This is a genomic window from Polymorphospora sp. NPDC050346, from assembly GCF_040655695.1.
In the GTDB taxonomy this organism is placed as follows: Bacteria; Actinomycetota; Actinomycetes; order Mycobacteriales; family Micromonosporaceae; genus Polymorphospora; species Polymorphospora lycopeni.
Genome location: NZ_JBFAKM010000010.1, coordinates 1 through 12,822, shown reverse-complemented (window position 1 = coordinate 12,822; position 12,822 = coordinate 1). Strand labels below are relative to the sequence as shown.

The window sequence follows — 12,822 nt, the reverse complement described above, 5'->3', positions numbered from 1 at the left end:
CACCGGTGACAGCTCCCTCCGCTCGGCGTACGGCGGCAAGCCTGGCCGCAACCGGGGTGGCCGGGGATCACCCGGTTCGGGTGAACCGTCGCGGGAGCCGGGTCCGGTGGTCACCGGGAACGGCGTCGCCACTCCCGGGCGAGGAGTTCGTACGAGCGCACCCGGTCGGCGTGGCGGTGGGTGATGGTGGTGACGGCCAGTTCGTCGGCGCCGGTCGCCTCCCGCAACTGTTCGAGCCGGTCGGCGACCTCGGCCGGGGTGCCGACGAACTGTGTGTCGACGCGGTCGGCGACCAGTTCCCGGTCGGCGTCGGTCCATTCGTGGGCGCGGGCCTCCTCGGGGGTCGGGAACGGCATCGCGCCCTCGCCGGTGCGGATGCCGCGTACCCACGGGCCGTAGCCGGCGGCGAGTTCGCGGGCGGTGTCGGCGTCCGGCGCCACGACGACGTCGGCGGAGACGCTGACGTAGGGCCGGTCCAGTTCCGCCGACGGACGGAACGCGGCCCGGTAGCCGTCGGCCGCCTCCAGGACGGTGGCCGGGCTGACGTGGTAGTTGGCGGCGAACCGGAGCCCGTGCGCGCCGGCGACCTGTGCGCTCTCGCCGCCGCTGCTGCCGAGGATCCAGACCTGTAACCGGGCGCCGGTGCCCGGTACCGGCTGCGCCGGTTCGCCGTCGGTGGACCGGTAGGTGCCGCGTAGCAGGCGCAGCAGGTCGTCGACCTGCTCGACGTAGTCCTGCGACCGGGCGCCGGGTAGCTGGAGCAAAGTGCGCTGCAGCACGAAGCGGGGCGCGGCGAGCAGGTGGGCGGCGGAGAACCGGGGCGGGATCAGCAGCCCGTTCGGCGCCCGGCCACCGACCGGGGCCGGGGCCGGCTCGGTGGGCCGGCCGCCGGAGCGGCCGAGGCCGAGGTCGAGCCGTCCGGGATGCAGGGCGTCGATCAGCCCGAACTCCTCGACGGTCGACAGCGCGGTGCGGTGGCCCATCAGCACCGCGCCGGAGCCCACCCGGATCGTCGAGGTGGCGGCCGCGGCCAGCGCGATCATGATCGCCGGGGAGGTGCCGGCGACGCCGGGGTTGAGGTGGTGCTCGGCGAACCAGTACCGGGCGTACCCGAACCGCTCGGCCCGCCGGGCGAGGTCGATGCTGTTGCCTATCGCCTGCGCGGCGGTCGCCCCGGACGGGATCGGGACCAGGTCGAGCACCGCGAGCGGGGTGGTGGGCATCGGATTCTCCTCGTTCACTCGGCCGGGGCGGGAGCACGGGCGACGGGCGCGACCGCCGGGAACCTCATCCGGCGGTCCGGACCGCCGGTTCGGGTACGGCGAGCCCGAGGTGGTCCCGCAGCGTCGGCCCGGTGTATTCGGTGCGGAAGACCCCGCGTTCCTGCAGCAGCGGTACGACGGTGTCGGCGAACTCGTCGAGCCCGCCGGGGGTCAGGTGCGGTATGAGAATGAACCCGTCGCTGGCCTCGGCCCGGACGAACTCGTCCATCGCCCGGGCCACGGTCGCCGGTGAGCCGATGAAGGTCTGCCGGCCGGTGACCTCGATGACCAGTTCGCGGATCGACAGCCGCTTCGCCGCCGCGCGTTCGCGCCACTCCTTCGCCGTGGCCAGCGGGTCGCGGTACATCCGTACGCTGGCCCGGCCGCGGGCGACCAGGTTCTCGCCCGGCTCGGGATCGATCTCGGGCAGCGGGCCGTCGGGGTCGTACCCGGACAGGTCCCGGTTCCACAGTTGTTCCAGGAACCGGATCGCGGTCTGTCCGCTGACCTGCCGCAGCCGGATCTCGTGGGCCTGCTCGTGTGCCTCCTCGTCGGTGTCGGCGAGGGCGAAGGTCGTCGCCGGCAGGACCAGCAACTGCTCGGGCCTACGGCCGTAGCGGTGCAGCCGCGCCTTGACGTCGGCGTAGAAGGCACGTCCGGCCGCCAGGGTGCCGTGCTGGCTGAAGATCGCGTCGGCCGAGGAGGCGGCGAACTCCCGGCCGGCGTCGGAATCGCCGGCCTGGAAGATCACCGGCCGGCCCTGCGGCCCGCGCGGCACGGTGAACCGCCCGGCGATGTCGAAGTGGGCGTCGCGGTGCGCGAACGTGCCCGCCCGGGCGTCGCCGAGGAACACCCCCGACCGTCGGTCGGCGACGATCTCGTCGCCCCGCCACGAGTCGAAGAGCTCCCACGTGGTGTGCAGGAAGCTGCGGGCCCGCTCGTACCGCTGCTCCTGCGGCAGGAAACCGCCGCGCCGGAAGTTCTCGCCGGTGAACGCGTCCCAGGAGGTGACCACGTTCCACGCGGCCCGGCCGCCGGAGAGGTGGTCGAGGCTGGCGAACTGCCGGGCGACCTCGTACGGCTCGTTGAACGTGGAGTTGATCGTGCCGGCCAGGCCGAGGTGGTCGGTGACCGCCGCGAGGGCGGCGAGGACGGTGAACGTGTCGGGGCGGCCGACGACGTCGAGGTCGTGGATGAGGCCGTTCTGCTCCCGCAGCCGCAGCCCTTCGGCCAGGAAGAGGAAGTCGAACCTGGCCCGTTCGGCGGTGTGGGCAAAGTGGGCGAAGGAGCTGAACTCGATGTGGCTGCCGGCCCGGGGGTCGCTCCACACCGTGGTGTTGTTGACGCCGGGGAAGTGCGCGGCGAGGTGGATCTGTCTGGGCGGTCTGTCCATGGTCGGCTGGCCCTCCTGGGTCTGGCGGTGCCGGCGGTTCAGGCGGCGGCGTACCGGTTGGCCGGGCGGGGCAGGCCGAGCAGCCCGCGCAGGGTGCCGGCCGGGTACGTCCGGCGGAACGCACCGCGCCGGGACAGTTCCGGCACCAGCCCCCGGGTGACCTGTTCGAGGTCGTGGGGCAGGCAGGCGGGACGCAGCCGGAAGCCGGTGAGCCCGGCCTGCTGCCACTCCTGGAGCTGGTCCGCGAGTTCGGCCGGGGTGCCGGCGAAGACCGCCGCGTCCGTGGCGGGCGGGCCCCCGGCGAGTTCGTCGAGCCGGGCCCGCCGGGCGCGGGCCCGCGCGGCGGTCGCGTCGAGGAACACGATCAGATCGCCGAAGACGTGCGGGGTCTCCCCCGCCCGGTCCGCGGCGGCGCGGATCTCGGCGACGACGGCCCGGGCCGGCCCCGGACCGTCCGGAGTCACGAACCCGAGGTCGGCCGAGCGGCCGATCAGGCGGTACGGCAGGCTGCCGTGGGCGAGCGCGGCGACGACCGGTTGCCCCTGCGGTGGGCGGGGGGTGATCGACGGTCCCTTCACGCTGAACCAGCGGCCGGTGAAGTCGATGTGGTGCAGCCGGTCGCGGTCGACGAAGCGGCCGGTGGCGACGTCCCGGATCTCGGCGTCGTCCTCCCAGCTGTCCCAGAGCCGGCGGAGGACCTCGACGTAGTCGGCCGCCTCGTCGAACAGGTCGCGGACCGCGTCGGCGTCGCCGGGGTACGGCGGCCGACGGCGGCCGAAGTGGGCCGCCTCGTCGGGCCGGGCCGACACCCGTACCTGCACGCCGGCCCGGCCGCCGGACACGAAGTCGAGGGTGGCGATCGCCTTGGCGATGTGGAACGGCTCGGTGTGGGTGACCACGACGCTGGGCACGAGTCCGATGCGGCTGGTCAGTGGTGCGACGCGGGACGCGATCAGCACCGCGTCGAGCCGGCCGCGGATCCGGTCGGTGCGGTCGTCCGGCTCCGCCGGGTGGGTGGACTGCGGGCCGAGCGAGTCTTCGATGGTGACGAGGTCGAGCCGGCCGCGTTCGGCCTCGGTGACGAGGTCGGCCCAGTAGCCGGCGGTGAACAGGTCCGCCGGCCGGGCGGTCGGCTCGCGCCAGGCGGCGGGGTGCCAGCCGGCGCCGTCGAGCGTCACGGCGAGATGCATCGACGGGAGGGTGTCGGGCATGGCGCGGCTCCGCTTCCTGGGTGGGAGGTGGTGACGGGCCTGGCCGGCGGCGGAGGAACACGCCCGGTAAGCCGGGTTTGTCGGCTATCGCCGGACCGTTCTGCGAGGCTACCCCGGATCGAACGTACCTGTCTATCCCTACAGGATTAGTGGGCTTTACGACCGGCTCGCGGCTGCCTCCGGGCCGAGGCCGGCCAGCCACCGCTCGAGGTCCGCCGGCCGGCGGAACAGCAGGACCGGCGGCCCGCCCGGCCCGGCCTGCCAGCGCCGCATCCGCCGACGCTTGCGGGCGAACGACCCGAAGTGCCACACGACGACCGACTCGGTGGAGAAGACGCTGCCCAGCGACTCGTGGTTGCCGTTGCAGATCGGCTCCCGGGTCACCACCCGGCGCGCGGTCCGGCGCAGCAGCCGCCACAACGACAGCCAGCGCGGATAGTCCAGGCCGATGACGAGGTCGGCGTGGGCCAGCGGGAGGTCCAGCCAGGAGCCGTACGCCCCGTCGAGGATCCACCGCCGCTGCCGGCAGATGGCCCCGATCCGTTGGCGCTGCACCGCCGTGGGCACCTCCACCCAGCCGGGTTCCCAGGTCAGGTCGTCGACCGGATGCCACGGCAGGCCCAGCCGCCGGGCCAGTTCCTCGGCCAGCGTGGACTTTCCGGCGCCGTACACCCCGTAGACGAGGATTCTCGACGGGCCGGCCACCCGGCGAGGGTATGCCGTCGTGTCCTCCTCGACGAACCCGCGGCCCCGGAGCCGGTCGGCGCGGGGTCACCTCAGGAGCCCGGTCTAGCATTCGCTGATGCGAGCCAGCGTGGACGAGGACCCGGCAGCCGGAAACGACGGTGCCGGGCGGCGACCGGGGCGTCCCGCCCTGGCCGGCGCCCGGGAGGTGCTGGCGATCCCGGCGTTCCGCCGGCTGTGGATGGTCACCGGGCTGTGCAGCAGCGCGGACTGGCTGGCGCTGGCCGCGTTCGCCGCGCTCGCCGGCACCCTCGCCACCAGCAGCGCCGGGCTGAACTACGCGTTCAGCGGCGTCCTGTTCGCCAACCTCCTGCCCGGCCTGCTCTTCTCGCCGGTCGCGGGCCTGCTGGCGGACCGGTTCGACCGGCGTACCGTGATGGCCGTCGCCGACCTGGCCCGCTGCGCGCTGCTGCTGTCGATCGCGGCGGTGAACAGCTACTGGTGGATCCTCGTCGGCGGCTTCCTCGTCCAGGTGGCCACGACGATGTGGATTCCGGCGAAGGACGCCGCCGTACCCGGCCTGTTGCGGCGACCGGACCAGGTCGCGCCGGCGGCCCAACTGGGCCTGGCGATGACGTACGGTCTCACGATCGCCGTCGCCGGCGGCCTGTTCACGCTGATCACGGGAGCCGGTACGGTCTTCGGCCTGCCGTCGCACGTGCTCGACATGAACGGTCTGACCCGGCTCGCGGTCGTCGTCGCCGCGCTGTTCTACCTGGCCAGCGCGGTGTCGATCGCGACCGTCCTGCCCGAGCTCGCCGCCCGCCCGACCCCGGCCACGGCGGCCGCACCGGCCGGTGCGGCCGACCGGGCGCCGGACGCGACGCCCGGCCCGGGTCTGGGCGCGATGCTGCGCGACAGCGTCTCCTACGTACGCGCGAGCCCGCTGGTCCGGGGGCTGCTGATCGGCATGGCCGGCGCCCTCGCCGCCGGCGGCGCGGTCGTCGGCTCGGCCCAGACGTACGCGCTGAGCCTGCGCGGCGGTCAGGCCGCGTTCGGACTCCTGCTCCTCGCCGCGTTCGTCGGGCTGGTGGCCGGCATCCTCGGTACGCCCCGGCTGGCCCGTCGGGTGACGCACGAACGGCTGTTCGGGATCGCGGTCGTCGGTGCCGGGAGCGTACTGGTCGTGGTGGCGCTCTCCCCGCACCTGGCCGTGTCGCTGGCGGCCGTCGTGGCCGTCGGCGCCGGTGCCGGCACCGCCTTCCTGACCGGGGTGACGATCATCGGCTCCCGGGTCGAGGACGCGATGCGGGGCCGGGTCAACGCGCTCTACCAGTCGATGCTGAAAGTCGTCCTGGGGTGTTCGGTGGCCCTCGCGCCACTGCTGGTGACCCTGATCGGGCAACGCCGGCTGCACCTGTGGGGCGAGGACTTCCTCGTCGACGGCACCCGTCCGGTGATTCTCGGCGCCGGCCTGCTGGCCGCCCTGGCGGGCGGGCTGGCCTACCGCCGGATGCGGGCCGGCATTGCGCATTCCGGCGAAAGTGCCGGGCAACGTCGCTAGCCTGTCGGGGACCGCACTGGCGCGACCGGAGGGAGCACCCGATGGGTTCCCTGCTCAACCCCTACCTCAGCTTCGACGGCGACGCACGGCAGGCGATGGAGTTCTACGAGCGGGTCTTCGGCGGCACCCTGATGATGAACACCTACGGCGAGTTCGGCGCGCCGGACCCGGCGGCCGCCGACAAGGTCATGCACGCCAGGCTGGACACCTCCGGCGGGTTCACGCTCATGGGCGCCGACCACCCGCCCGGCGAGGACTACCGGCCGGGCAACAACCTGTCGGTCAGCCTGAGTGGTGCCGACGCCGACGAGCTGCGCGGCTACTGGGCGAAGCTGTCCGAGGGCGGGAACGTGTCGGTGCCGCTGGAGAAGCAGATGTGGGGCGACGAGTTCGGCACCTGCCAGGACCGGTTCGGGGTGACCTGGATGGTCAACATCTCCCAGCCGCAGGGCTGACCGGCCGATGCCGGCTCAGGACCGGCGGAGCCGGTAGCCGAGGCCGCGCAACGTCTCGATCACGTCGACGCCGAGCTTCTTGCGCAGGGTGCTGACGTGGACGTTGACGAGGTTGGGGCTGGGCTCGAACTCGTAGCCCCAGGCGTGGGCGAGGAGCTGTTCGCGGCTGAGTACCCGGCCGGGATGCCGGAAGAGCACTTCCAGAAGGGCGAACTCACGCCCGGTGAGGGCCACGTCCCGCCCGTACACGGTGACCCGCCGGGCCCGCGGGTCGAGTCGGACCGGGCCGGATTCGAGGATGGGCGGCTCGTCGATGCCGGCGTCCCGCAGCCGCGCCCGGATCCTCGCGAGCAGTTCCTCGAAGCGGAACGGCTTGGTCACGTAGTCGTCGGCGCCGGCGTCGAGGCAGGCGGCCGCGTCCTGGCCCGGCCGGCCGGTCAGCACCAGCACCGGTAGCCCGCGGCGGTGTGTCCGCAGGGTCCGCAACACGTCGAGGCCGCTGCGGTCGGGCAGTCCCAGGTGGATCGCGACCCCGCCGCCCTCGGCGACCGCCTCGTTCTCCGCGAACGACGCGCCGGTGACCGTCGCCCCGCCGCTGCCGCCCAGGTAGAGCCCGGCCCCGCCGCCGTCGCCGGACTCCGGGTCGCCGGCCGTGTTGCCGGTGAAGACGGTGCCGCGTACGGTCGTCGCCCGCTCCGAGTCGGCGAGCACGCCGCCACCCTCGCCGCCGGCGACGTTGCCGGAGACGGTGCCGCGGGTGACGGTCAGCCGGGTCTTCGAGGTACTGCTCACCCCGCCGCCGTCACCGCCGGCGGTGTTGCCGGCGAGCGTGGTGTCGGTGAGGGTCAGTTCGACCTCGTGCTGGTTGTGGACGCCGCCGCCGTCGCCGCCGGTGGCGTTGCCCCGGACGACGGAGCCGCTGATCTCGACCCGGCCCTCGCCGTCGAGGTCGATGCCGCCACCGGTCACCCCGGCGTACGAGTCGAGCACGGCGACGTCCTGCAGGCGCAGCAGGCCCGGTGACCGGCTGAGCAGCGCGCCGCCCTGCTCCGGGTCGTACCCCTCGCGCAGGGTGAGGCCGGAGACGGTGACGTTGCCGGCGGTGTCGTGGATCTCCAGCAGCCGGTCCAGGCCGCGCCGCTCCGGCGGCGCCCCGGCCGGCGGCTGGCCGCCGTCGACGACCGTGTGTTCGTCCCCGGCCCCGACGATGGTCAGCGGGCTGACGATGTCGAGGTCCCCGGTCGCGTCGCCGTTGTCGCCGGCCGGCGGCCGGGTGAGCTGGTAGGTGCCGGCCGGGACCTGGATGGTGTCGCCGGGCAGGGTCGCGTTCGCCTCCTGGATCGCGGCCCGCAGCGTGCAGGTGTTGGCGCTGGTCCGGCAGACTCCGTCGCCGATGTTCGCGTCGACGCCGTCGGCGGTGCTGGTGACCGTGAACGTCACCGCCCAGACCGGCTGGACCGTCAGCAGGGTGGTCAGCAGCCCGGCGGCGGTGAGCCCGGCCAGGACGAGCGTCCGGCGCCGCCGGTGGCCGTGCCGCCGGCGGTCCGCTGTCGCACCACCGCGCCGCGCGTTCGTGATCGTGGTACCGATACCAGCCATACCTGTCCCCACCCCGGTCGTGCCGCCAGTACCGGCCAGTGTCGGGAGGGTGCGTCACCCGTTTCTCAGGCGCCGATGAGAGTCCTCTCATCCGGTCCCCGCCGACGGTTATCCGACAGACGACGACGCCGTGGACGGGAATGACGGATGCTCGCTGACGGGTGGGTCGGGTGCCGTGTCGGCGGGGGTGGTTCGGTGCATCGCATACTGGTCGCCGAGGACGAGCCGAGGATCGCCGCGTTGCTGGCCAGAGGGCTGCGCGCGGCCGGCTACCTGCCCACCGTGGCCACCACCGGCACCGACGCGGCCGCCCTCTGCCCGGGCCACGACCTGCTCGTGCTGGACCTCGGGCTGCCCGGTCAGGACGGGCTCACCACCCTCGGTCAGATCCGGGCCAGCGGCGAACGGATCCCGGTGATCGTGCTGACCGGCCGCGCCGCGGTGTCGGACCGGGTCAACGGACTCGACCTCGGCGCCGACGACTACATGACCAAGCCGTTCGAGTTCGACGAACTGCTCGCCCGGATCCGCGCCCGGCTGCGGGGTCCGGCCACCGCCACCGTGCTACGGGCCGGACCGGTGCAGCTCGACCTCGTCCGGCGGACCGTCACGGTGCACGGCCGGCCGGTGGTGCTGACCGGCCGGGAATTCATGCTCGCCGAGACCCTGCTGCGTCGCCGTGGCGAGGCACTGAGCCGGGAGAGGCTGCTGGACCAGGTCTGGGGGCTGGCCCACGATCCCGGCTCGAACGTGGTCGACGTCTACATCGGCTACCTGCGCCGCAAGCTCGGCACCGACCTGATCCAGACCGTACGCGGCGTCGGCTACCGGCTGGCCGCCTGACGTCCCGCCGTACCGGGCCGCCGGCACCGGTCAACTTTCGGTGAGACCGGCCTCGTGGGCCAGCAGCCCGGCCTGGGTGCGGTTGGCGCACTCCAGCTTGACCAGCAGCCGCGACACGTAGCCCTTCACCGTCGCCTCCGACAGGTGGAGCCGGCGGGCGATCTGCTGGTTGGACCGGCCGGCGCCGAGCAGGGTGAGGACCTCCCGTTCCCGTTCGGTGAGCGCGGCGACGAGACCGCGGGCCCGCTGCCGGGCCTGCGCGGGACCGTCCACGATGCCGACCAGCCGGCGCGCCGCGACCGGCGACAGCACCGTGTGGCCGGCCGCCGCGACCCGGACCAGGCCGATCAGGTCGTCCGGCGGGGTCGACTTGAGCAGGAAGCCCGACGCGCCGGCCCGCAGTGCCCGCAGCACGTACGAGTCGACGTCGAAGGTCGTCAGCACGATCATCCGGGGCGGGTCGTCGAAGCCGGCGATGCGTTCGATGGCGGCGAGCCCGTCAACGCCGGGCATCCGCAGGTCGATCAGCAGGACGTCGGGCCGCAGCCGGATCACCGCCTCGACGGCGTCGGCATTGTCGTACGCCTCGCCGACGACCTCGATGTCGGCGGCGACGCCGAGGATGGTGCGCAGGTGTGCGCAGACCAGTCGCTCGTCGTCGGCGAGGAGGACACGGATCACCGGGCCGCCCCCGCCGGCAGCGCGGCCGAGACGGCGAACCCGCCGTCCGAGGTCGGCTCGGCCGACAGCGTGCCGCCGACCATCTCCACCCGGTGCCGCAGCCCGAGCAGCCCCGAGCCGCCGCCGGTCGCGGCGACCACCGGGTCGGGCGGCCGGCCCGGAGCGGTGTTGGCGACCGCCGCCCGCGCCTCGCCGGGGCCGTAGCGGACGGTGACGGTGACCGTCGAGTCCGGCGCGTGCTTGTGGACGTTGGTCAGCGACTCCTGGACGACGCGGACCAGGGTGCGGCGTACGGCCGGGGCGGTCGTGGCCGGGTCGCCGGACTCGGCGAGGGTCACCGGCAGGCCGACCGCGCGGGACTGGTCGACCAGGTCGGCGACGACGCTGCCGGGCGCGGCGTCGGTCGTGCCGTCGTGGTCCGGGCCGCCGGCCGCACCGTCACGGGCCGGTGGCGTGCCGGTGCGCAGCACCCCGACGACGTCGCGCAGTTCGGCCAGCGCGCGGCAGCCGTTCGCGCGCAGTTCGGCGGCCGCCGCCCGGGTCGCCGGGTCGGTCGTGGTCACCCCGAGCGCGCCCGCCTGCAACACCATCAGGTTGATCCGGTGGGTGACGACGTCGTGCATCTCGCGGGCCAGCCGCATCCGCTCGTCGGTACGGGCCTGCTCGGCGAGTTCGTCGAGCAGGTGGCGGCGGGCGCGGACGTACATTCCGAGCAGGGCGGAGACCAGGATCAGTGCCGGGCCGGAGAACGGGTCGGCGATCGCCCAGGCATGCGCGCCAACCGTCCAGCACACCACCAGTACGCCGATGGCCAGCCAGCCGCGTCGCCGGTCCCGCCCGTACGCGGTCACGGCGTACGGGGCGAACAGGGCGGCGGTGGCCGGGGCGAACAGGCTCAGCGCGGCGGCCCCGAGGGTCACCGCCTCCGGCCGGGTGCGCCGACGCAGCAGCAGCGTGGCGGCGAGGACCTGTGCCGCCACGTACACCCAGACCGGTGCGGCGACGTGCTTGGTGGCGAGGTTCGGGTCGGCGATCTCGCGGGCCGCGCCGAGCACGGCGGATCCGGCCCGGTGCGTCTCCGGATCACCGACGGGGGCCTCGGGGCATGCGACGAAAGTAGGGTCCGGCGGCTACCTTTCCCGCTGCCGGCGGACCGGGTCGGGCTGTTCGACTGGGGACATGGACGTACCTCAACGGGCCGGGGCGCCCGCCGGCCGGCGCATCTCCGAACTGGACGCGCTGCGCGGGCTGGCGCTCGTCGCCATCGTCATGGTGAACATCGTGCAGTTGACATCCTCCCCTCTCTGAAGGAAGGGGATTCCCTGGGTCGCCCCAGGGGTTTCCTGCTTCACCGCTGACCGCCCCGTCCGGGAGGACTCCCGTTGAGGTCTTACACCAGCTCCACAGGCAGCGACCGAGAGCCCCTCGGCCAGAATGTTCCTTGCCGCGTTGAGGTCCCGGTCGTGCACCGTGCCGCACCGGCAGGTCCACGACCGCGTGTTCAGCGGCATCCGATCCGCGAGCGCACCACAGGTGGAGCACAGTTTCGACGACGGGAACCAGCGGTCCACCACGACCAGGTTCCGGCCGTACCAGTCGGCCTTGTACTCCAGCATGGTCCGGAACTGCCGCCAGCCCGCATCACTGATCGCGCGGGCCAGGCTCCGGTTTTGGACCATGTTTCGTACGGTCAGGTCCTCGATCACGAGCGTTTGGTTCTCACGCACGAGTCGAGTGGACAGCTTGTGCAGATGGTCACGGCGCCGGTCGCCGATCCGTGCGTGGACACGGGCGACCTTCAGCCGGGCCTTGGCCCGATTCGCCGAACCCTTCTCCTTACGGGCCAGGTTCCGCTGTGCCCTCGCCAGCCGTTGGCGGTCGACGCGTTCGTGCCGGGGGTTGACGATCTTCTCCCCGGTCGACAGGGTCAGCAGGCTGTCGAGCCCGGCATCGATCCCGACCGACCCCATGCCCGGGGCGGAACCCGGTTCGATCACATCTTCGCAGAGCAGGGACACGAACCAACGCCCGGCAGCGTCCTGGGACACGGTCACCGTCGACGGCGACGCACCCGCCGGCAGCGGCCTGGACCACACGATGTCCAACGGTGCGGACATCTTCGCCAACCTCAGCTGGCCGTCGCGGAACCGGAACGCGCTGGTGGTGTACTCCGCCGACCGGCGGGACCTCTTCCTCGACTTGAACGACGGATACCCGGCGCGTTTGGCCCAAAAGTTCGTGAACGCGGTCTGCAGATGTCGCAGGGCCTGCTGCAACGGTACGCAGGAGACCTCGTTGAGGAACGCCAACTCCTCGGTCTTCTTCCACCCGGTGAGCAGGGCCGAGGTGGCGTTGTAGTTGGCCCGTTCCTGACGCAGCGTCCACGCCTCGGTCCTGGCCCGCAGGGCCATGTTGTAGACCAGCCGGACGCACCCGAACGTGCGGGCAAGCTCGGCTGCCTGCTCAGTGCTGGGGTAGAAGCGGTACTTGAACGCCCGCTTCACCGTCCTGGACACGGCCCACATAGTGCCAGCCATGCTTGCGAGCCCCGGTCCGGGGGCGGCCCGTACGCCTGTCCACTTAGCAGACGGATCGACTTTCCCCGCCCTGCTCCGCACGGGTTCCGATTCCTCACCAGCCTAAAGGCCGGAGTATCCACGAGAGGAATCCGATGACCGGGATGCCGAGGGCGTCCGGGGACAGCGGCGACCATCTCGGCGCGTACGTCTTCGAGCTGCTGTTCCTGCAACGACCGTTCCCGATCTTCTCGCTGCTGTTCGGCGTCAGCTTCGCCATCTTCCTGCGATCAGCGGCGAACCGGACCGACCGGCCACGGGTGGTGCTGCTGCGCCGGCTGCTGTGGCTGGGTGCCTTCGGGGCGCTGCACAGCCTGCTGCAACCCGGTGAGGCGCTGAAGTTCTACGCGGTGTTCGGGCTGCTGGTGCTGCTGCCGGCGACGTACCTGTCCCGCCGGTGGGTGCTCGGCCTGGGCGTCGTGCTGTTGGTGGCCGCCGGAGTCACCTTCAACGGCCTAGTAGTGCTTTGTTAGGTCGTTGTGGCGTGTCGCTTGTATGTGGATCGTGGCGGTGTTTGGCTGCCGTGTGTGGATGAACGCGAGCTGGCCCGGGTG

General features: G+C 73.0%; 12 protein-coding genes. 4 read left to right on the top strand and 8 right to left on the bottom strand.

Annotated elements, in window-relative coordinates; translation table 11 throughout:
• Positions 1–110: 110 nt before the first annotated feature.
• From AB0I42_RS12700 to AB0I42_RS12685, 4 genes are all read right to left on the bottom strand, one after another.
• The gene (locus AB0I42_RS12700) at positions 111–1,223 is read right to left on the bottom strand and encodes an LLM class flavin-dependent oxidoreductase (RefSeq protein WP_357536841.1); all 1,113 of its coding nucleotides are present in this window, start codon (positions 1,221–1,223) and stop codon (positions 111–113) included.
• Between the two features lie 64 nt (positions 1,224–1,287).
• Positions 1,288–2,655, bottom strand: coding sequence for an NtaA/DmoA family FMN-dependent monooxygenase (locus tag AB0I42_RS12695; protein ID WP_357536839.1), 1,368 nt, complete (start codon positions 2,653–2,655; stop codon positions 1,288–1,290).
• A 38-nt stretch (positions 2,656–2,693) separates the two neighbouring features.
• Positions 2,694–3,866: an LLM class flavin-dependent oxidoreductase gene (locus AB0I42_RS12690; RefSeq protein ID WP_357536837.1), complete on the bottom strand. Its 1,173-nt coding sequence runs from the start codon at positions 3,864–3,866 to the stop codon at positions 2,694–2,696.
• 156 nt (positions 3,867–4,022) lie between these two features.
• Complete coding sequence (locus AB0I42_RS12685; RefSeq protein ID WP_357536836.1) at positions 4,023–4,571, bottom strand: adenylate kinase; 549 nt, start codon at positions 4,569–4,571, stop codon at positions 4,023–4,025.
• 97 nt (positions 4,572–4,668) lie between these two features.
• On the opposite strand from AB0I42_RS12685, the gene AB0I42_RS12680 reads away from it, so the two are divergent.
• Positions 4,669–6,114, top strand: a complete 1,446-nt coding sequence (locus AB0I42_RS12680; RefSeq protein WP_357536835.1) for an MFS transporter — start codon at positions 4,669–4,671, stop codon at positions 6,112–6,114.
• Positions 6,115–6,155: 41 nt separating this feature from the next.
• Positions 6,156–6,569, top strand: coding sequence for a VOC family protein (locus tag AB0I42_RS12675; RefSeq protein ID WP_357536833.1), 414 nt, complete (start codon positions 6,156–6,158; stop codon positions 6,567–6,569).
• A gap of 15 nt (positions 6,570–6,584) precedes the next feature.
• Here the strand turns inward: AB0I42_RS12675 and AB0I42_RS12670 are convergent, their stop codons facing one another.
• Positions 6,585–8,168 carry a winged helix-turn-helix domain-containing protein gene (locus AB0I42_RS12670; protein ID WP_357536831.1) on the bottom strand — a complete coding sequence of 528 codons (1,584 nt, stop codon included), beginning with the start codon at positions 8,166–8,168 and terminating at the stop codon, positions 6,585–6,587.
• Between the two features lie 195 nt (positions 8,169–8,363).
• Here AB0I42_RS12670 and AB0I42_RS12665 point away from each other — a divergent pair, with 195 nt between their 5' ends.
• Entirely contained in the window at positions 8,364–9,011 is a 648-nt protein-coding gene (locus tag AB0I42_RS12665; RefSeq protein WP_357536829.1) for a response regulator transcription factor, read from the top strand.
• A 30-nt stretch (positions 9,012–9,041) separates the two neighbouring features.
• Here AB0I42_RS12665 and AB0I42_RS12660 read toward each other — a convergent pair whose 3' ends face one another.
• From AB0I42_RS12660 to AB0I42_RS12650, 3 genes are all read right to left on the bottom strand, one after another.
• Positions 9,042–9,692, bottom strand: coding sequence for a response regulator transcription factor (locus tag AB0I42_RS12660; RefSeq protein WP_357536827.1), 651 nt, complete (start codon positions 9,690–9,692; stop codon positions 9,042–9,044).
• Positions 9,689–10,747, bottom strand: coding sequence for a histidine kinase (locus AB0I42_RS12655; RefSeq protein WP_357536824.1), 1,059 nt, complete (start codon positions 10,745–10,747; stop codon positions 9,689–9,691). The genes AB0I42_RS12660 and AB0I42_RS12655 overlap by 4 nt, the downstream gene beginning before the upstream one ends.
• 135 nt (positions 10,748–10,882) lie before the next feature.
• Positions 10,883–12,208 (bottom strand): RNA-guided endonuclease TnpB family protein, encoded by a 1,326-nt coding sequence (locus AB0I42_RS12650; RefSeq protein ID WP_357536822.1) that lies wholly within the window; start codon positions 12,206–12,208, stop codon positions 10,883–10,885.
• A gap of 155 nt (positions 12,209–12,363) precedes the next feature.
• Here AB0I42_RS12650 and AB0I42_RS12645 point away from each other — a divergent pair, with 155 nt between their 5' ends.
• Positions 12,364–12,741, top strand: coding sequence for a hypothetical protein (locus AB0I42_RS12645; protein ID WP_357536820.1), 378 nt, complete (start codon positions 12,364–12,366; stop codon positions 12,739–12,741).
• The last annotated feature ends 81 nt before the right edge of the window (positions 12,742–12,822 follow it).